17 protein-coding genes are annotated in these 20,005 nt (G+C 64.2%); 5 read left to right on the top strand and 12 right to left on the bottom strand.

The features are described 5' to 3' along the window. Window positions 1-74: 74 nt before the first annotated feature. From SO156_RS09055 to SO156_RS09040, 4 genes are all read right to left on the bottom strand, one after another. Entirely contained in the window at window positions 75-1,373 is a 1,299-nt protein-coding gene (locus SO156_RS09055; RefSeq protein WP_458148492.1) for an ATP-binding protein, read from the bottom strand. 34 nt (window positions 1,374-1,407) lie between these two features. Beyond that, on the bottom strand, window positions 1,408-2,463 hold the full coding sequence (locus tag SO156_RS09050; protein ID WP_458148491.1) for a putative bifunctional lysylphosphatidylglycerol flippase/synthetase: 1,056 nt from the start codon (window positions 2,461-2,463) through the stop codon (window positions 1,408-1,410). 467 nt (window positions 2,464-2,930) lie between these two features. Further along, complete coding sequence (locus SO156_RS09045) at window positions 2,931-3,227, bottom strand: hypothetical protein (RefSeq protein ID WP_458148490.1); 297 nt, start codon at window positions 3,225-3,227, stop codon at window positions 2,931-2,933. 1 nt (window position 3,228) lies between these two features. Next, window positions 3,229-4,623, bottom strand: a complete 1,395-nt coding sequence (locus tag SO156_RS09040) for an OmpA family protein (protein WP_498534540.1) — start codon at window positions 4,621-4,623, stop codon at window positions 3,229-3,231. Between the two features lie 164 nt (window positions 4,624-4,787). Here SO156_RS09040 and SO156_RS09035 point away from each other — a divergent pair, with 164 nt between their 5' ends. Beyond that, window positions 4,788-5,846 carry a polysaccharide deacetylase family protein gene (locus tag SO156_RS09035; RefSeq protein WP_498534539.1) on the top strand — a complete coding sequence of 353 codons (1,059 nt, stop codon included), beginning with the start codon at window positions 4,788-4,790 and terminating at the stop codon, window positions 5,844-5,846. Between the two features lie 184 nt (window positions 5,847-6,030). Then, window positions 6,031-6,840 carry an SDR family oxidoreductase gene (locus SO156_RS09030; RefSeq protein WP_498534538.1) on the top strand — a complete coding sequence of 270 codons (810 nt, stop codon included), beginning with the start codon at window positions 6,031-6,033 and terminating at the stop codon, window positions 6,838-6,840. Between the two features lie 218 nt (window positions 6,841-7,058). On the opposite strand, the gene boxB is transcribed toward SO156_RS09030, so the two are convergent. From boxB to SO156_RS09005, 5 genes are all read right to left on the bottom strand, one after another. After that, a complete protein-coding gene (gene boxB / locus SO156_RS09025; protein WP_498534537.1) occupies window positions 7,059-8,510 on the bottom strand; it encodes a benzoyl-CoA 2,3-epoxidase subunit BoxB in 1,452 nt (483 codons plus the stop codon). Window positions 8,511-8,524: 14 nt separating this feature from the next. Beyond that, window positions 8,525-10,216 (bottom strand): 2,3-epoxybenzoyl-CoA dihydrolase, encoded by a 1,692-nt coding sequence (boxC, locus tag SO156_RS09020; protein ID WP_458148485.1) that lies wholly within the window; start codon window positions 10,214-10,216, stop codon window positions 8,525-8,527. A 120-nt stretch (window positions 10,217-10,336) separates the two neighbouring features. After that, window positions 10,337-10,858: a DUF309 domain-containing protein gene (locus SO156_RS09015; protein WP_458148484.1), complete on the bottom strand. Its 522-nt coding sequence runs from the start codon at window positions 10,856-10,858 to the stop codon at window positions 10,337-10,339. Between the two features lie 21 nt (window positions 10,859-10,879). Beyond that, window positions 10,880-11,698 carry an alpha/beta fold hydrolase gene (locus SO156_RS09010; protein WP_458148483.1) on the bottom strand — a complete coding sequence of 273 codons (819 nt, stop codon included), beginning with the start codon at window positions 11,696-11,698 and terminating at the stop codon, window positions 10,880-10,882. 153 nt (window positions 11,699-11,851) lie between these two features. Next, complete coding sequence (locus SO156_RS09005; protein WP_498534536.1) at window positions 11,852-13,393, bottom strand: benzoate-CoA ligase family protein; 1,542 nt, start codon at window positions 13,391-13,393, stop codon at window positions 11,852-11,854. A gap of 122 nt (window positions 13,394-13,515) precedes the next feature. Here SO156_RS09005 and SO156_RS09000 point away from each other — a divergent pair, with 122 nt between their 5' ends. Continuing rightward, complete coding sequence (locus SO156_RS09000) at window positions 13,516-14,424, top strand: helix-turn-helix transcriptional regulator (protein ID WP_458148481.1); 909 nt, start codon at window positions 13,516-13,518, stop codon at window positions 14,422-14,424. On the opposite strand, the gene SO156_RS08995 is transcribed toward SO156_RS09000, so the two are convergent. The 3 genes from SO156_RS08995 to SO156_RS08985 all read right to left on the bottom strand — a co-directional run bounded on the left by SO156_RS08995 (window position 14,425) and on the right by SO156_RS08985 (window position 16,958). Then, the gene (locus SO156_RS08995; protein ID WP_498534535.1) at window positions 14,425-15,555 is read right to left on the bottom strand and encodes a glycoside hydrolase family 172 protein; all 1,131 of its coding nucleotides are present in this window, start codon (window positions 15,553-15,555) and stop codon (window positions 14,425-14,427) included. A 232-nt stretch (window positions 15,556-15,787) separates the two neighbouring features. Beyond that, entirely contained in the window at window positions 15,788-16,117 is a 330-nt protein-coding gene (locus SO156_RS08990) for a PRC-barrel domain-containing protein (RefSeq protein ID WP_458148479.1), read from the bottom strand. 55 nt (window positions 16,118-16,172) lie between these two features. Continuing rightward, complete coding sequence (locus SO156_RS08985) at window positions 16,173-16,958, bottom strand: IclR family transcriptional regulator domain-containing protein (protein ID WP_458148478.1); 786 nt, start codon at window positions 16,956-16,958, stop codon at window positions 16,173-16,175. A gap of 112 nt (window positions 16,959-17,070) precedes the next feature. Here SO156_RS08985 and SO156_RS08980 point away from each other — a divergent pair, with 112 nt between their 5' ends. Both SO156_RS08980 and SO156_RS08975 read left to right on the top strand, forming a co-directional pair. Beyond that, on the top strand, window positions 17,071-18,429 hold the full coding sequence (locus SO156_RS08980; protein ID WP_498534534.1) for an aromatic ring-hydroxylating dioxygenase subunit alpha: 1,359 nt from the start codon (window positions 17,071-17,073) through the stop codon (window positions 18,427-18,429). A 74-nt stretch (window positions 18,430-18,503) separates the two neighbouring features. Beyond that, window positions 18,504-19,940, top strand: coding sequence for a glutamine synthetase family protein (locus SO156_RS08975; protein ID WP_498534533.1), 1,437 nt, complete (start codon window positions 18,504-18,506; stop codon window positions 19,938-19,940). Window positions 19,941-20,005 lie beyond the last annotated feature (65 nt).

Below are 20,005 nucleotides of genomic sequence, written 5' to 3'. Positions count from 1 at the left end.
GCGGTCGGTAGTGCTTTTACGAAGGTTTCGTGACAGTGGGATGACGGACTTAAGCAACTGAAATAGTTTGCATTTCAGGTTGAAGCCGGAGGCTTCGCCTGGGGAAAACAGGCGGTGAAAGTGGCACCCTGTCTGAGCACGCTTTCGATCAAAAGCCGGCCGCGATGCCGGTTAACAATATGTTTCACCAGCGACAAACCGAGGCCCGTCCCGCCCTGCGAGCGGCTGTCGCCGACGTCAACCCGGTAGAAGCGCTCCGTCAGCCGCGGAAGGTGTTCCGGCGCAATGCCGGGGCCGAAGTCGCGCACCATGACCCGAATTTCCGGCGAGCCATCGGCCGCCGTGACCATGGAGAGCGAGACGATCACCCGCCCGCCTGAGGCGCCGTATTTCAGCGCGTTCTCGATCAGGTTCTCGAACAGCCGCAACAGCTCCTCGCGGTCGCCCGCGATCATCACCGCCGTCTCCGGCAGATCGATCTGGACGTCTACCTGGCGCTCGCGCGCCAGCGGTTCGAGCCCGTCGGCGACCTGGCGGATGATCGGCACGACATCGACGAGCGTGTCGGGTCGCACATGTGCCGACAATTCCACCCGCGACAGCGACAACAGATCGTCGATCAGCCGCGCCATGCGGGTCGCCTGGGTGTGCATGATGCCGAGGAAGCGCTCGCGCGCTTTCGGATCGTCCTTGGCCTGGCCCTGAAGGGTATCGATGAAGCCGGAGAGTGCGGCCAGCGGCGTGCGCAGCTCGTGGCTGGCATTGGCGACGAAATCGGCGCGCATCTCCTCGACCCGACGCAACGGGGTCTGGTCGTGGAAGGTCATCAGCATGCATTTGTCGGCGCCGCCGAACGTGGTCGGCACCGGGACCGGCGTGATGATCAGCTCCATCCAGCGGTCGACTGGCACGTGATCGAGATAGTCGGCGCGGCGTGGCTCGCTGGTCGCGATCGCCTCGCGCAGCGCGGTGATGATCTCGGGCGAGCGTAGCGCGAACTGGGCGAGCTCGTTCTTGCGCAGCGCCGGCGCGAGCCGGGCTGCGGCGGCATTGAGATGGATGACGCGTCCGGCACGGTCGAGCAGAACGGCCGGGTCCGGCATGCCCGAGACCACCGCGGCCACCGCCGCGTTTTCGACCGGGTTGACACGGCGAACATCGTCGCGCGAGGCGGCAGTATCGTGCAGACGCCAAGGGATCAGCGCCGCCGCCGCGATGCAGAGAAACACCGCCAGCGCTCGCATCGCCGACAATTCCCCGAGCGAGACCACCACCGACAGCGCCAGCGCCGCCGCAATCAGGATGATCGCGGCGTGCCGCAGCCGGTCGGACCAGGGCTGGACCGAGGGAGAAGGGTGGGCATCGATCGCCATCGGGGCAGGCTTCTCCTTAAGAATTGTCGGCCGGTCAGGCGCTCTTGTCGCTGCGCTCTCTCACATAAGCGGCTTCGCGCGCAGGACCCGGATCGAGCTTGAGGGCCGCCTGCTGCAGGCGTTTCGATCGGGCGCCGATAATAACCTCTCGAAACGTCAGCAAGATTACAGATATGACAAAGGGCGAAAGATAATAGAGGACGCGGAACAGCAGCATTCCTCCGAGAAGCTCCTCGCGGTCCATCTGCCACAGCCCGACCAGCATGGCGGCGTCGAATACGCCGAGGCCGCCGGGGGAGTGACTGGCGAAGCCGAGCAGCGTGGCGGAGACGAAGATCACCGCGACCACGACGAAGCCGAGATTGGGCTCGTCCGGAACCAGCACGTACATCGCGAGCGCGCAGAAGCCGAGATCGACGATGCCGATCGCGATCTGGAGCAACGTCAGCGGGCCGCCCGGCAGCACCACCGTCCAGGGACCACGACCGACCACGCGCGGCTGGGTCCAGACCCAGACGACATAGGCGACCAGTGCGACGATGATGCCCATGGCGACGAGCCGGTTGAGCCAGGGCGGGAGCTGGTCGATCGCGGCTGCAGCTTCGGGGTGATAGGTAATCCCGAGGCCGAGCACCGCGGCATTGCCGAGCCAGAACGTGAGGCCGGCGAGGAAACAGATCTTGGCGACGTCGATCGCATTGAGGCCCCAGGCCGAGTAGATGCGATAGCGCACCGCGCCGCCGGTGAAGACGCTGGCGCCGACATTGTGGCCGATCGAGTAGCTGGTGAAGGCGGCGAGCGCATTGATGCGGTAGGGCACATGGGCGTGGCCGATCGCGCGCGTCGCAAACAGATCGTAGAAGGTCAGGGTGAAATAGCCGGCGGCCACGAACAGCGCCGCCATCGCGATCTGGCTCGGCTCGGTGCTCTTGATCGCCTCGACCACCTCGTGGAAGTCGATGCCGCGCAGCATGTGGTAGAGCACGTAGCAAGCGATGCCGATGACCGTCACGCTGATCACGACGCCAAGCTTATGCAGGATTTGCTTCTGGCGCAGAAACGTCATGGCCCTGCGTATGGCTTCCAGCATCTAGACCTCGAACTACGCTTCCGCGGCCGTGGCGGCCGGCGAAGTGGCGGACGTGCAGGTACCCGGCAACCCCTCGGCGCCGGCTCCAGCTTCGCGCATGCCCCCCGCCCCTCCAGTAGCGCGTTTTGGCCTGGAGTGGAATTCGCCAATAAGCACAAAAACGCGTTTCTTCAATATTTTAGGCAGGTGCCCGTATTTGCCTTGCACCGTTTGGCTCTTTTTCGCGACGGCCTTTGCCGAATCTGTATCGCGATCCTGCGTACGGGCCATGAAGTTTTGATGATTTCACCCGTGCAATGTTCCAACGCGGCTTAAGCCGACGTCAATTCTTTGGGTCCGCGATCGACGGTGGAAGGGCAGGCCGGAATACGGTTATGGCATGCGCCGAAGCGCCGCGGCCCTGCGCGGCGCCCAAGGCGCAGTCACCAGGGCAGTCAGTGCGCCTTGCGCATGGGCATGTGCAAGGCTCAGGCCGCGGGCGCGCTGCGCGAGACGACCCAGTTGCGCAGGCATGCACCAATGGTGCAGCCGACGAGATAGCAGCCGAACATGGTAAGGCCGAGGTCGAGCCAGTAGCCGAAACGGCCGGGGACCACGCGGGCAAGCGAGGCTGCGACGAGGGCAGCCACGAGGACCGCAAGCCAGCGCGCCAGCACCTTCGATGTGCCGTTGCCGCGCTGGACCACCGAGATCCATCCCATCGCCAGTCCGAGCAGCAACGATCCGACCAGCCAACCCCAATGGAACGACAACAGAAATAACATGTCATCTCACCAGAAATTCGATGCGGCGGTTTTGTGCCTTGCCTTCGTCGGTATCGTTGCCGGCAACCGGCTGCGTGCTGCCATAGCCGACCGCCGTGAAGCGATCGGCCGGAAGGCCCGCCTTGACGAGATAGTCGATCACGGCCTGGGCGCGCTTCTCCGACAGTGCCTGGTTGAAGGCGTCCTCGCCGTCGGCGTCGGTGTGGCCTGCGACCTCGATCGTGGCGTTCGGACAGCGCAGCGCCGTTTCGATGAGGTGATCGAGGAGACCCGCGGAATCCGGGTCGATCGTGGCGCGCTTCGGTTCGAAGCGGATTTTGCCCTTGGTCAGGAGTTCGGAGAACAGCTGTTGACAAACCGTGCCATCGACCGGACCGGCAGCAGGCTTCACGGTGATTTCCGGCTTGTACTGCCAGGTCTTGGGAAAATCCTTGCCGAGGCCCGCGCGGATATCGGCTGCCGCGCCCTCGTAGAGTGCATCACCCGACAGCTTCACCTCGCGATCCGACACCACCAGCGTGCCGGTCGACAGCCGTGACAGAGCCCCAAGCGCGGCGACCACCGAACTGCCGAACGAAGCAGGCGCGCCGACGCTGGCCTTGAGATTGTCGACGACCTTCTCGCCGAAGAATTTTCGCCCCGCCGCTGTGGCGATGGCCGCGTGGATATTGTTGTCGGGAACGTAGCCGGTCAGCGTCACGGTCGCCGCGACCGGATCCTTGTAGGCCTGGAAGATGTAAGGCGGCGCCTTGACGTCGTTGGTCGCGACCGAAAAACCCTCGGGCAAATTCTTCAGCGCCGCCGCAATGGCTTCGCGGCCGCCGAGCTCGCGCGCCATGCCGGACAGGCTGACGCTGGTGTCGGAGATCGTGATCTTGCCGTCCTTGAGCTTGCCGACCTGGTCGAGCAGGAGCATTGCGGCATTCTCGAAGCGCGGCGGTGCGCCGCGCGCCAATCCCATCTGATCGGCGACCTCGATGCCGCCGAGATCCTTGCGGGCGGCCTCCACCAGCCGGCCCTTGACCCCCGGCAGCGGCGCGCTGCCGGACAGGGTGACCCGGACGACGTCCCGTTCCGCGTTCCAGACGAAGGGCTTGGCCTCGGGAACCAGCCGGGTCTGGTCGTCGACCAGGCGCACGCCCGGCACGGTTTCGACCGCCACGACGGCGTCGCGACGGCCCTCCTCCGAGAACGCTTCGGCGGCAAAAGTGACGTCGCGGCCGACCACCTCGATCCGGGTCTTGTCCAGAACGGTATTCTTGAGCGCTGCGGCGGAGCGGGCGGACAGGTCGGCTTCCAGCGGCAACGTGTTATTCCAGGCCGCAATTCCCCACATGACGGCCAACGGGATCAACCCCGGCCACCATTTGCTGGCCCACCTGAAAAGCTTCTGCATTCGACGACCCGAACTCTGGAACCGGAGACAAAACAAACCCTTGGCGGGCTGTCAAACCGGAAATGGCGGCCATGTGAAGGCTCTTGGTGAGCAACCGGACTAACTTTTTCTTCAAGGGTTCTCCCCTAGGTTGACCATGGAATGACGGGGTCAACCAGCCTTCGATGAAACAACTGCGCAACAACGTCATCCGCGTCGGGCTGGAAGCACTCTATTTCAGCGGGGCGCACCACCTGCTGCGGCCGCTGCTCGCCGGCGTCGGCGCTATTTTCATGCTGCACCATGTGCGGCCGCCGCGAGAGGATGCGTTCCAGCCCAACCGGCACCTCGAGGTCACGCCGGACTTCCTGCGCGCCACGCTGCGCCATCTCCGCTCGCACGACATCGACATCGTCTCGATGGACGAATTGCATGATCGGCTCGCGCAAGGCCGGTTCACCCGCCGCTTCGCTGCCTTCACGCTCGACGACGGCTACCGCGACAACCGCGATTTTGCGGTCCCCGTACTGCGCGAGTTCGCCGCACCTTCGACCATCTATGTCGCGAGCGATTTCGCCGAGGGCACCGGACGCCTCTGGTGGATCGCGCTCGAGGCTGTCATCGCCAAGACGAGCGATATCGAGGTGCAGATCGGCAACGCTGCATGGCGGCTCGATGCCACGACCACGCCTGCGAAGCAGGCGGCGTTCGACCGGATCCATGACTGGCTGCGCGCACTGCCGGGCGAGCACGACCTTCAGCGCGAGATCACGGCGCTCTGTACGAAGTACGATGTCGACTTGCCTGCTCTCTGCCGCGACCTCTGCCTGTCCTGGGACGAGCTGAAAGCCCTGGCTGCGGATCCGCAGGTCGCGATCGGTGCCCATACCATCACGCATTGCAATCTCGCCAAGCAGAACGAGGAGATCGTTGCGCAGGAGATGGCGGTGAGCCGCGTGCGGATCGAGCACGCGCTCGGACGCCCGGTACAGCACTTCGCCTATCCCTATGGCGACCGTCATGCTGCGGGCGAACGCGAATTCGCGCTGGCCGCAGCGAGCGGTTTCAAGACCGCGGTGACGACGCGACCGGGCATGCTGTTCGCCGAGAATGCCATCCACCCGACCGCACTGCCGCGCGTCTCGCTCAACGGCAACTACCAGGACGCCCGCATCCTGCCGGTGCTGACCTCGGGCGCCGCCACCGCAATGTGGAACGGCTTTCGCCGGTTTGCTGCGGCCTGACTTCATCCGAATACACCGACCTCATCCTGAGCAGCGCTCCGGAGGAGCGCGTCTCGAAGGATGGGTCGCCCGCATCCTTCGAGACGCGCTGACGCGCTCCCCAGGATGAGGCGGGTCGGCAGTTGCACATTCTTGACTCCCCCCACCACCGCGCTCACAACGAGCGGCAACCAAGGGAGGCGTCATGTTCACGGATCTGTTCTCGCTCAAGGACCGAGTTGCGCTCGTCACCGGCGGGTCGCGCGGTATCGGCAAGATGATCGCGGCAGGCTTCCTCAGCCAGGGCGCGGCAAGGGTCTACATCACGGCGCGGAAGGCGACGGCTTGCGAAGCGACTGCGAACGAGCTGTCCGCGCAATATGACGGCGAATGCATCGCGTTGCCGATCGACATCTCCAACCTTGCCGGCGTCGAGATGTTGGCGAACGAGATCAAGAAGCGTGAGCCCAAGCTCGATATCCTCGTCAACAATGCCGGCGCAGCCTGGGGCTCGGAGTTCGACGAATTCCCGGAGAGCGGCTGGGACAAGGTGATGAACCTCAACGTCAAGTCGCCGTTCTTCCTGACCAAGGCGCTCGCCGCCCCCTTGCGCGCCGCGGCGTCCGCGCAGCGGCCGGCGAAGGTGATCAACATCGCCTCGATCGACGGCATCTTCGTCAATCCGATGGAGACGTATTCCTATGCGGCGAGCAAGGCCGGGCTAATCCACCTGACGCGGCGGATGGCGGTGAAGCTGATCCCCGATCACATCGTGGTCACCGCGATCGCGCCTGGCCCGTTCAAATCGGACATGAACCGCGCTGCGCGCGACCACGGCGACGAGGTCGCAACCCGCGTGCCCGCCGGCCGTATCGGCACCGACGAGGACATGGCAGGTACGGCGATCTATCTCGCCTCGCGCGCCGGCGACTACGTGGTCGGCGCAACCATCGCTGTGGATGGCGGCATCGTCTACGCGAATGCGGGGATCAAAGGGGACGGGTGGGATAGCTGAGGCAGGCAACATGCTGCGCCTCACACTCCACTGTCGTCCCGGACAAGCGTAGCGTAGCGAAGCGAAGCGCTGATCCGGGACCCATAACCCCAGGGAGTAGTTTGGCAAAGATTTGTGGTTACCAACCTCGTGCCACAACATCTCCCGGTGGTTATGGGTCCCGGCCTTCGCCGGGACGACACTGAAGGGTGTGGCGCGCTATCGCGCCCAACAAGCCTCTACGACTCGATCTTCACGTACTCGAAGTCGCCGGGCTTGTTGTCGATGCCGACTTTCGGCGGCGAGATCCAGGAGGCGAACTGGCCGATCTCGGTGACGGGCTTCATCAGGGATGCGATGAAGTCGCCGTCGTTCGTCGACGGCAGCCAGTCGTCCTTGCGCTTGGCCCAGGTGGCGTCGTCGATCAGGATACCCTCGGGCGTGGCGTGCACGTCCTTGAACTCGCCGATGTGGCGGTGGAAGGTGACGTGCGGCACCGTCAACCTGAAATCGTAGCCCGCCGTCGAGATCACCTTGTTCCAACGCAGCATGCCCTTGACGCAGTCCTGGGTGTAGTCGTCGCGCAGCCGCATGTTGAGCGCGGTCAGCGCGGGCTCGTCGACCATCTTGATCTGGCCGTCGACGAACTTCATGACCGGGTAGGTCGCGGTCTTGAGCTGGTGATCGTCCTCGATCGAAGTTTCCTTGTAGCGACCCTTGATGCCGGCGTTGAACGCGTTCGCAGCGTTGGTCGACACTTCCGAGCCGAACAGATCGAGCGACAGCGAGTAGTGGAGGTTCAGCTTCTTCTGGATGGTCGGCAGGTCGATGACGCCGAGCGCACGCACCTTGGCGATGTCGGTGGGATCGGAAATACCCGCCTCGCTCATCGCCTCGCAGGTCCGCTGCACCACGCGGGTGATGCCGGTCTCGCCGACGAACATGTGATGCGCCTCTTCGGTCAGCATGAAGCGGCAGGTGCGAGACAACGGATCGAAGCCCGACTGCGCGAGACTGTGCAGCTGCATCTTGCCGTCGCGGTCAGTGAAATAGGTGAACATGAAGAAGGACAGCCAGTCCGGCGTCGCCTCATTGAAGGCGCCCAGCATGCGCGGCGCGTCCGCGTCACCGGAGCGGCGGCGCAACAATTCGTCCGCCTCCTCGCGGCCGTCGCGCCCGAAATATTTCTGCAGCAGATATACCATCGCCCAGAGGTGACGGCCTTCCTCGACATTGACCTGGAACAGGTTGCGCATGTCGTAGAGCGAGGGCGCGGTCTTGCCGAGGTGACGCTGCTGCTCGACGGAGGCAGGCTCGGTGTCGCCCTGGATCACGATCAGGCGGCGCAGCATCGCGCGATGCTCGCCTGGGACCTCCTGCCAGGCAGGCTCGCCATAGTGTTCGCCGAAGGGCACGACGCGATTTTCCTCCTGGGGCGCAAGCAGGATGCCCCAGCGATAGTCGGGCATGCGCACATAGTCGAACTTGGCCCAGCCGCGCGGGTCGACGGAGTAAGCGGTGCGCAAGTAGACCAGCGATTCCTGGAAGCCTTCCGGGCCCATGTCGCTCCACCAGTCCATGTAGCCCGGATGCCAGCCTTCCAGCGCCTTCAGCACCTGGCGGTCTTCGGCGAGATTCACGTTGTTGGGAATCTTGGTCGAGTAGTCGACGTTCATGATGTTCATATTCATGGCCGTGCGTCTCCTTAAACTCGTGTCATATCGAATTTCGGCTTCTGGCCGCTGCCGTAACGGCGCAGCGCGCCCTCCTCGCCGACCGCGTTCGGGCGCTGGAAGATCCAGTTCTGCCAGGCGGTCAGGCGCGCGAAGATTTTCGACTCCATCGTCTCCGGACCAACGAAGCGCAGGCTGGCTTCCATGCCGGTGAGGCTGTCGGGCGAGAAGCTCGCACGCTCCTCGAGGAACACGCGGACCTCGTCGTCCCAGTCGATGTCGTCGAGCGCGAAGGTGACGAGGCCGAGCTCCTCGGCCTCCTCGGCATCGAGACTGGTTCCGACGGTGGCCTCCGCGCGGTCCACGTCGGACGGATCGGCCTGGAATCGCGATTGCAGGCGGGTCAGCCCGTGACTCATCGGATAGGGGCCGAAATTCATCGCGGAGAGCTCGATCGAGGGCGGCGGGCGGTTGTCGCCCTGGCGCGTACCGATCAGCATGTACGAGCGGTCGGCAGCGAAGACGAGCTCGGCGAGCGTGCCGGCAAAGCACGAGCCGGGTTCGACCAGCGTCACCAGCGTGCGCGAGGTGACGTCGATGCGCTTGAGCACGCGCTTCCAGTAATGACGGATCTCGTTGACCAGCCAGTGTGCCTTGTTGGCTTCGAGGAAGGCATCGGACGCAAGCACATGGCCGCGCTCGCCATGGCTCTTGAACACGAGCATCGCGATCTCGAGCTCGTTGATGCGCAGGTGCAGGATCGCATCATCGAGCTCGCGCGCCACCTGGAGCGGCCAGAAGGATGCGCCCTGCGCCAGCAGGCCGTCGATATCGGCGGGAGGCGCGGCCTCCGGCGCCTTGATCGAGACGGTGGCGATGCGCGCGGCGCGATCGATATCGACGCTGACGAAACCATAGCGGATGCTGGTCTCGTCGACGATGCGCTCGAGCGGGGTGAGGGCAATGCCCTGGCCGCCGCCACCCCTACGCTTGGATGACGCGGCAAACTCTCTCGCGCGCTCGGTGATCTTCGCCTCGAGCTTCGAGTTCGGCGCGATCTCGTCGACCAGCCGCCAGGCGACGGCGCGCTTGCCCTTCACGCCTTCCTCGATGGTGCAGAAGAAGTCGGCGTGGTCGCGGCGCACCTTGCGCTTGTCGACGACGCGCGTGAGCCCGCCGGTGCCCGGCAACACCGCGAGCAGCGGCACTTCGGGCAGCGCTACGGCGGAGGAGCCGTCATCGGCAAGGATGATGTGGTCGGTTGCGAGCGCGAGCTCATAGCCACCACCGGCGGCCGAGCCGTTCACGACAGTGATGAAGCGCTGGCCGGAATTCTCCGAGGAGTCCTCCATGCCGTTGCGGGTCTCGTTGGTGAACTTGCAGAAGTTGACCTTGTGGGCGTGGGTCGAGCCGGCGAGCATGCGGATGTTGGCGCCGGCGCAGAACACGCGGTTCTTGGCCGAGCGCATCAGCACGACCTTCACTTCGGGGTGCTCGAAGCGCAGCCGCTGGATCGCATCGGCAAGCTCGATGTCGACGCCGAGGTCGTAGGAATTGAGCTTGAGCAGATAGCCCTCGAACAGGCCGCCATTCTCGTCGACATCCATGGTCAGCGTCGCGACGTCGCCGTCGATCGCGAGCTTCCAGTGCCGGTAGCGCGACGGATCGGTCTGGAAATCGATGAACTTCGCACCGCCTGCGAGGCGACGATCTTCCCCGGCCATGGGCCACCCTTGAGCTTGATTATGCGCGTTTGGTTTTAATCGTTAACATGCACAATAATGCATATTTTGGATCGCGTCTAGTCCTTCGCGAACCATATATGCATTTTGCTTCATGATTGCTCAGGGGTGCGGGATCGTCCCAAGCGGGACCCAATCGGCCTTGGACAGCTGCGGACGATCGAGCTTGGCGCTGAGAAGAGCGACCAGCGACTCCGTCGGAAAGCGGTCGACAAAGCCGTCACCACCTGCGGACGCCTTGCGTGTCCGGAGCTCGCGCAGCTCCTCGAGTGCCTCGCCGAACAGGCGCGAGGCCGAATGCGGCCTGACGATGCGCAGCCGCAGGTTCGCGTTGGCAACATAGATGCAGGCGCGGAGCAGGATGCGCTCGCGGCCGCGCTGGGGAGCCGCCGCCCACACCGCTTCCAGGATCTCCTGCGACTCCCAGAAATAGCCGCGATCATTCAGCGCGAGCCCGTAGCGCAGCGCCGGATGCCGAGCCGGCACATGGCCGCGGAAGGCCGGAGGCACGAGCGCCTTGGCCACGTCGAGCGTCTCACAATCGGCGTCGATCTCGGTTTCGCCGGGCACATAGGCCCATTGCGGCCATGGCAGGCTATCGCTCACGGATAGTCGCGCGATCATCGGAGCGGAGCCTCCGATGATTCATGCGGCATGTCCCTCAAGACCCTGGTCGGCGCGCAACGCCGCCTGGGCAAATTCTGCAATAGCGTCAAGCGTCGCCCCCGGCGCTTCACGATGCGGGGCGTGCCCCGCCTCTGAAATGACTTTCAAATCTACCGGACAATAGCACTCTTCCTGGGCAATCTCGACCTGTCGCATGGTCCCGTATTGGTCATCCACACCTTGAACGATCAGGACGGGTACGCGGACATAGGCGAGGTACTCGGAAATATCCCAGTTGCGGAATTTTGGGTCGAGCCAGGCGCCGTTCCAGCCCTGGAAGGCATTGTCGACATCCTTGTGCCAGCGCGCCAGTTTCGCCTTGAGGTCCGTGGTCTCGTACGTCGTCTTGATCTCGGCAATCGACTTCACCGAGATATCCTCGACGATGAAATGCGGCGCGATCAGCGCGACGCCTTGCAGGCGATGATCCTGATGTGAACCGGCGTAAACAGTCGCGATCGAGGCGCCGTCGGAATGGCCGAGCAACAGGCCACGCTTGAAGCCAATCGCGTCGAGCAGCCTCGGCAGCACGTCGAGCGCCTCGCGATGCATGTAGTCGAGCGGCCGCGGCAGCGTCACGGGGCTCGACTGACCGTAGCCCGCCCGCGAATAGACGAAGATGCCGGCGCCGGTCGCCGCTTGCAGTTTTTCCGGGAAGTCGCCCCACAGGCCGACCGAACCGAGCCCCTCATGCAGCATGACGATGGTGGGCGCATCGGCGGATTTCGGCGCGAGCCATTTATACTCGAGGCTCGCGCCGTCGATGGTGAGGAAGCCTGTTGGGGTGAGGTGGGTCATGCTGTCACTCTTATCGTTTCGCGCAATGAGGATGAGACGCGTCCGCTCGCTCCGTCGTTCCCTCCCCCTCTGCGGGGGAGGGAGCGCAGCGGGGCTCGCGACGATGGCGAGAGTCATCTCGTCCTTTCTCGCATCCGGAATGTTGAGGACCGATCAGTTCGCGCCTTCCCGCAGCTTGAAGCGCTGGATCTTGCCGGTTGCCGTCTTCGGCAGCGACTCCACGACGTCGATCCAGCGCGGATATTTCCAGGGGCCGATCTTCTGCTTGACGTGCTCCTTCAGCATCTCCTGCAAGTCGCTGGCCTTGGCGCCGGGACGCAGCACGACGAAGGCTTTCGGCTTCAACAGGCCTTCGGGATCGGCTTCGGGCACGACGGCGGCTTCCAGCACGGCCGGGTGCGTGATCAGCGCGCTCTCGACCTCGAAGGGCGAGACCCAGATGCCGGAGACCTTGAACATGTCGTCGGAGCGTCCGCAGAAGGTGTAGCGGCCCTCGGCGTCGCGGACATATTTGTCACCCGTGCGCGTCCACGGGCCTTCGAATGTGCGACGACTCTTGTGGCGCTGGTTCCAATAGCCTTCGCCGGCCGAGGGTGCATCGACCAGGAGCTCGCCGACCTCGCCGTCAGGCACGTCCTGGCCAGCCTCGTTCACCAGCCGCACCGCATAGCCCGGCACCGGCTTGCCGGATGAGCCGTATTTGATGTCGCCGGGCGCGTTCGACAGGAAGATGTGCAACAGCTCGGTCGAGCCGACGCCGTCGAGGATGTCGACGCTGAAGCGCGCTTTCCAGGCGTTGCCGACCGACTCGGGCAGAGCCTCGCCCGCGGAGGTGCAGATACGAAGCTTTTTGCCGCCACGCTCCTGCTTGCCGGCTTCGTCGTTGAGCATCGAGGCGAACAGCGTCGGCACGCCGTAGAAGATGGTCGGGTTGTATCGGTTCATCAGCTCGAACATGCGCGCCGGTGTCGGCCGCTCGGTGTTCAGCACCGTGGTGGCGCCGACCGACATCGGGAAGGTCAGCGCATTGCCGAGGCCATAGGCGAAGAACAGCTTTGCGGCGGACAGACAGACGTCGTCCTCGCGAATGCCGAGCACCTGCTTGGCATAGGTGTCGGCGGTCGCCTGCAAGTTCGCGTGCAGATGACGCACGCCCTTGGGCATGCCGGTCGAGCCGGACGAATAGAGCCAGAACGCCGGCTCGTCCGGATGCGTCGCCACGGTTGCGAAATCATCGGTCTCTTGTACGAGTTCTTCCGCTAGCTGCTTGTGGCCGTTCTGCTTCTGGCCCGACACGACCACATGCTCGAGATCCGGCATGCGGCCGACGATGTCCTTGATGACGGGATAGAGCGCCTCGGATACGAACAGCACGCGCGCGCGGCAATCGGCGAGGATGTAGGCGTATTGCTCCGCGGTCAGCAGCGTGTTGAGCGGCACCGGCACGATGCCGGCGCGGATCGCGCCGAGAAACACGATGGGGAAATCGATCGTGTCGAGCATGATCAACGCCACGCGCTCCTCGCGGCGCACGCCGAGACGGCGCAGCATGTTGGCCGCGCGGCACGTCTGCTGCTGCAGCTCGCCGTAGGTCAGGCGGGAGACGGTGTCGTCGAAGGCGAGCTTGTTACCCCTGCCCTCCGCGACGTTGCGGTCGAGCAGCCAGGTCACCGCGTTGTAGGATGCCTCGCTCACGGACTTCTCCCCCGAATTTTGAATTATAATTCATAGAAAGACACTGTGTTGGCTTGCTGTCAATGCCATCAGGCATTATGTTTCCGATAATTGCGCCGCCGGACATCCGCTAAAGAATGCAAATGACCGAAAGTCCCGACGCCGAATCCCAATTCCTCGAACAGCTTGGCCAGCGCGTGCGCACCATGCGCGCGCTGCGCGGCATGTCGCGCAAGGTGCTCGCCAAGGTGTCCGGCATTTCCGAACGCTACATCGCCCAGCTCGAGAGCGGCAAAGGCAATGTCTCGATCGTGCTGCTCAGGCGCGTCTCGAACGCGATGGGCGCGCATCTGGAAGACCTGCTGCCGTCGATCGAGACTGCGCCGGACTGGCAGATGTTCCGCGACCTCCTGCGCAAGGCGACGCCTGGCCAGATCGCGCAGGCCAAAGACCTCCTCGCTGGCGGCAGCGCGTCGGCTCCGCGGCGCGCGCCATTCTGCGGTATCGCGCTGATCGGCCTGCGCGGTGCGGGCAAGTCCACGCTCGGCAAGATCTTGGCGAAAAAAATCGGCTGGAGCTTCGTCGAGCTCAACAAGGCAATCGAGGAGCAGAACGGGCTTTCGATTGCCGAGATCATCGCGCTCTACGGCCAGGAGGGCTTTCGCCGCATGGAGCAGGCGGCGCTGCAACAGCTCCTCGCACGCCACGAGCTGATGGTGCTCGCCACCGGCGGCGGCATCGTCTCGGAGCCTCTGACCTTCGACCAGATCTTGTCGTCCTTCTACACGATCTGGCTGAAAGCCGAGCCCGAAGAGCACATGGCCCGCGTACGCCGCCAGGGCGACTTGCGTCCGATGGCCGACGACCGCTCCGCGATGACGGAGCTGCGCAACATCCTGCTCAGCCGCGAGCCGCTCTATTCACGAGCGACTGCGGTGGTGGATACGGCGGGGCTGTCAGTGGATGCAGCCGCCGCGCGGCTGATCGATGCGGTGCGGCCTGTATTGCAGAACGAAGCGCGCAGTTTTGGGCTGCGCAGTGTGGCGCTGTAACTAGTCCACCTCGAGATAGTCCACACCCGGCAATTCCGGGAACGGCGCCGTCGGCAGCGTCTGGTACCAGAACGCGACTGATGCGACGTCGTCCTGCAACGGCAGATATTTCGGCTCCTTGACGCCGGAGCGCCAGCCGAGCACCTGCATCGTCACGCGCAGATCGCTCTGGAAGCGCACGGGATCGGGGATGTGCCAGCGGTACATGCCAAAGCGCTGCTGCGACTTGTAGACGCCGTCCGGGCGGATCACCTGCGGCAGGCCGGCATAGGGCGTGGTGAATTCGAGATAACGCGAGGCCGGCCCGCCACTCGCGCCGGGATTGGCGAGTTGCCACGGCACGCGCGGATCGAAATTATAGGCGCCGCCAAAATAATCCTCGGTGCCGGTGCCGCAGATGGTGGGAAACTCACCGTCGCCGTCGATGAAGAATTTGATCTCGCCCTCGCCCCACCAGCCGTTGTTGTTCGAGCCCCATGCCATGTAGGTGCCGATATAGTGGCCGTGGCCGGTGACGCCGTCGAGCAGCGTGTGGACCTCCTTGTACGGCACCGGATTGGTGCGGCGAAACTGCGCATGAAAATATGCGCAATCTTCCGGCACGTCCGTCAGCGTGTAGTTGATCTGGTAGTAGATGGTCTGCGCCTCCTCGTTGCGGTTCTCCAGCGTGACGCGCGCACGCTTGCGGAACGGCATCTCCCAATAGCAATTGAAGCCGCGGCCCGGATTGACGCAGACTGCAAGCGAGGACACCTGCGCAAATTCCTCCCAGCCACAGATGAAGAAGTCGCCGACGGGACATTCGATGCTGGGGTGCGTTTGGTCATCCCAATAGATGCGCAGGATGGAGCGGCGCAGACGGCCGCGCGAAATCGTCATCCAGATCTGCTGGATCGCGCCCGCGCCTTCGATGTCGGCAAGCGTAAAGGTCGCGCCGGGCTCGATGACGACGTAAGGTGAGATCTTCCAGCCTCGCCCAAGATCGCGCGCCTGGCGCGCCGCCGGGCCATCGGCGGCCATGCCGCCCTTGCCTTTCTCACCAGTGAAGTTTTCCGGACTGATCGAGCGCGACTGCGCGTTCGACAGCCGCGAGAGGTTGCCGAGATGAAGGCCTAGTCCAGAGAATGTCATTGCGTCTCGCCCTGCAGTCACGATTCGAAAGTACCGTACCCCGGATGAGCAAAGCGACATCCGGGATTCTGCGGCGCCTTCCCCGGGTATCGCTACGCTCACCCGGGCTACAAGGCTAGGTAACCTGAGCAGGGATTGCAGGCTGGGTTAGCGAAGCGTAACCCACCTCTTTGCTTTCCGCGTGGTGCGTAAGTGGTGGGTTACGCTTCGCTAACCCACGCTACAGCCTTCGCTACACCGACCAGTAGTTCGGATGCTGGTAGCTTCGCGAGCGGTCGCCCCAGTCGAACTCATCGCCGTCGAACTCGCACGGACCGCTGCTCAGCTCGTCCAGCGTCACCTCGACCTGGAAGGCCTGGCGGTGCGGATCGTATTTCAGCGCGCTCCACTGGAGGGGATAATGGTGATGCGTGCCGAGCAGCCTGCCGGTCTTGATCACCGCATAGGCGACCATTCCGCTCAGCTTGTCGAGCATCAGCCGCTCGATCGTGCCGAGCTTCGTGCCGTCGCGCCCGAAGACAGCGACATGCTCCACGCGATCACTGGGAACCATGGTGTGCATGGCGTGCTCCCTGGGTTCTTGTGTCGCCCGCATTATAGCACAGGCGATCAGGCAGCTACAGCAATTGCGCGCGCACCGAGTCCGCGCCCTCGCGGAGCAGCGGCAGGAAGCGGTCGATCAGCTCCTGCGTCGGCACGCGGTCGACATGGGCGCCCATGTTGATGGCGGCAACGATGGTGTCGTCGTAGCGGCGGACAGGAACGGAGATCGAGCGGAAATGCGGCTCGGCTTCGCGATCGACCAGCGAAAAACCCTGCGCCCGATCAGCGGCGATCTTCGCAAGGAGCAGCTTCGGATCGGTCACGGTCTGCGCCGTCAGCGCCTCGCGCTTCGACCTCTTGAGGCGGACAGCGAGCGCGGCATCGTCGAACTGGCCGAGCATCGCGCGGCCGACCGAAGTGCAAAAGGCCGGCAGCCGGTAGCCGATCTCGAGCCCGCCGGAGAACACCCGCATGGGACTGCCGCGCGCGATGAACACGACATCGTCGCCGTCGAGCACGGCGAGCGAGGAGATCTCCTGCGCCGCGGTCGCGACGCGGTCGAGCACTGGCTGCAGCACGGCAACGAGCTGGTTGGAACGCAAATACGACGCTGCGAGCGTCAGCACGTGCGGCGTCAGCGAAAACAGCTTGCCATCGCTGGCGACGAAACCGCCGCGCTGCAGCGTGAACAGGATGCGCCGCGCGGTCGCGCGCGGCAGGTCAGCGGCGCGGGCAAGATCGCTCAGCGTCATCGGACCGGCGGTCGCGCCGAACGTCTGCAGCAGTCGCAAGCCGCGATCGAGGCTCTCGACGAAATCCGTCGCGCGCTCCTCCGTCTCGTTCCGCTTCAGCTTGGGCATCCGCTCCGCGCCTGCAAAATATTGCTTGCCGCCAAATCAAGGCATGTCATAATTCGCCCATTCGTTCAATAGGCGAACAACGCCACTCCGAGCAAAAAGGGACGCGAACGCCATGATGAGCCAGGAGCAGAACGACCTGATCACCCGCACCGGGCCGACGGACCCCTGCGGCAGACTGATGCGGAGCTACTGGCAGCCGGCGGCGCTGGTGGACGAGCTGGAGGGCGCGCGGCCGATCCGCCCCGTCAAACTGCTCGGCGAAAACCTCGTGCTGTTTCGCGACGAGAGCGGCCAGTACGGCCTGATCGACCGCCACTGCGCGCATCGTGGCGCTGACCTTGCCTTCGGCAGGCTCGAACATGGCGGCCTGCGCTGCGCCTTCCACGGCTGGCTGTTTGATGCGACCGGCCGGTGCATCGAGACGCCGGCCGAGCCCAAGGATTCAAAGCTCTGCCAGAACATCCGGCAGCGCTCTTATCCCGTGGTGGAGCGAAGCGGCATCCTCTGGGCCTTTCTCGGCGAGGGCGCCCCGCCCGCCTTTCCCGAGATCGACTGCTTCGTCGCACCCGGCACACACACTTTTGCGTTCAAGGGCCATATGGCCTGCAACTGGCTGCAGGCGCTGGAAGTCGGCATCGATCCCGCGCACGCCTCCTACCTGCACCGCTTCTTCGAGGACGAGGACACCTCCACCGCTTACGGCAAGCAGTTCCGCGGCGCCTCCGCGGGCTCCGACCTGCCGATGACCAAAATCTTGCGCGAATACGACCGCCCGATCATCAATGTCGAGCACACCGAATATGGTCTGCGGCTGATTGCGCTGCGCGAAATCGACGACGAGCGCACGCATGTGCGGGTGACAAATCAGCTCTTTCCGCACGGCTTCGTCATCCCGATGAGCACGGAGATGACGATCACGCAGTGGCACGTGCCCGTCGATGACGAGAACTGCTACTGGTACGCAATCTTCACCAGCTACACGAGCCCGGTCGACAAGCAGAAGATGCGCGACCAGCGGCTCGAGCTCTACGAGCTGCCCGACTACAAATCGCGGAAGAACAAGGCCAACGACTACGGGTTCGATCCGCACGAGCAGGCGACCGCGACCTATACCGGTATGGGCACCGACATCAACGTCCACGACCAGTGGGCGGTGGAATCGATGGGCGCGATCCAGGACCGCACCAAGGAGCATCTCGGCCAGAGCGACAAGGCGATCGTGCAATATCGCCGGTTGCTGCGGCAGGAGATCGAGAAGGTTGCGGGCGGCGAGAAGCCGATGCTGCATCTGGACGAGGCCAACGCACGCAGCATCCAGGGACCGGCGACCATGGACGGCATCGGCCCGACCCAGGGCTGGGAAACCTACTGGATGGAAGTCGACGTAAAGCGAAGGCGCGGCGCGCCCTGGATGGCGCCGGTGCCGAAGGACATTGAAGGCAAGGTGCACCGGCTGACGGCGGCGGAGTGAATCGTATGGCACCGTCATTCCGGGGCGATGCGTTAGCATCGAACCCGGAATGACGGGCAGCAAGGAGCAGCAGAGTGAGTTTCGTCGCGCGTCACGGGCTTTGGTCGGCCGAGCAGAAGGACGCGGCGCTGCGCGTGCGGCGGATGGTCGAGGAGAAGAACCTCGAAGTCGTCCGTCTCGCCTTCCCCGACCAGCACGGCATTTTGCGCGGCAAGACCATCATCGCGGCCGAGGCGATCGCGTCCCTGGAGAGCGGCTGCTCCATCACTACGACCATGCTCGCCAAGGACACCTCGCATCGCACGGTGTTTCCGGTGTTCACATCAGGCGGCGGCTTCGGCATGAAGGAGATGGAGGGCGCGGCTGACGTGCTGATGGTCGCCGACCCCACCACTTTCCGCATACTGCCCTGGGCGCCGACCACGGGCTGGCTGCTGTGCGATCTCTACTTCAACGACGGACGGCCTGTGCCATTCGCGACGCGCGGGCTTTACAAGCGCGTCCTCGACGAGCTCGGCACGCGTGGCCATGATTTCGTCGCCGGCCTCGAAGTGGAATTCCACATCTTCAGGCTCGAGGACGCGCATATGCGCGCCGAAGATGCCGGCCAACCCGGCACGCCGCCCTCCGTCAGCCTGCTCAGCCACGGCTATCAATACCTCACCGAGCAGCGCTTCGATCAGATGGAGCCGGTGCTGGAGATCCTGCGCCGCGACATCGTCGCGCTTGGGCTTCCCTTGCGCTCCGTCGAGGTCGAGTTCGGACCGAGCCAGTGCGAGTTCACCTTCCAGCCGCGGAAGGGAATCGAGCCCGCCGACAACATGGTGTTGTTCCGCTCTGCCGTGAAGCAGATCGCGCGCCGTCACGGCTATCACGCCACCTTCATGTGTCGGCCAAAATTGGCGAGCGTGTTCGCTAGCGGCTGGCATCTGCACCAGTCGATCGTCTCGCGCGCCACGGCCGAGAATCAGTTCATGGCGAAAGAGGCCGGCCAGCCCCTCAGCGAGTTCGGCCGCGCCTGGCTCGCAGGCCTGCTCGACCACGCCCGCGCCTCGGCCGTGTTCACGACACCGACCATCAACGGCTACAAGCGCTACCGCTCCTACTCGCTGGCGCCGGACCGCGCGATCTGGGGTCGCGACAATCGCGGCGTGATGATCCGCGTGCTCGGCGGTGCCGACGATCCGGCGACGCGGCTTGAGAACCGCATCGGCGAGCCTGCCGCCAATCCCTATCTCTACATGGCCTCGCAAATCCTCTCGGGGCTTGACGGCGTCGACCGCAAGCTCGATCCCGGCCCGTCGGCGGACGCGCCCTATGAGACCAAGGCGCCGTTGTTGCCAAAATCCTTGCGCGATGCCGTCGGCGCACTGAAGGACGACCCGTTCTTCCGCGAAAAGCTGGGGGCGGAATTCGTCGACTACTACACCCACATCAAGAATGCCGAAATCGACCGCTTCCTGGCCGAGGTGACCGACTGGGAGCATCGCGAATATTTCGAGATGTTCTGAGACCGGCTGGCGACGGCAAAACCGTACCGCGCCCGATGCACACATCTCACGCCATTGTGAGGCGA

It is taken from the genome of Bradyrhizobium sp. UFLA05-125 (assembly GCF_059803515.1).
This window is presented reverse-complemented; position numbering and strand designations above follow the sequence as displayed.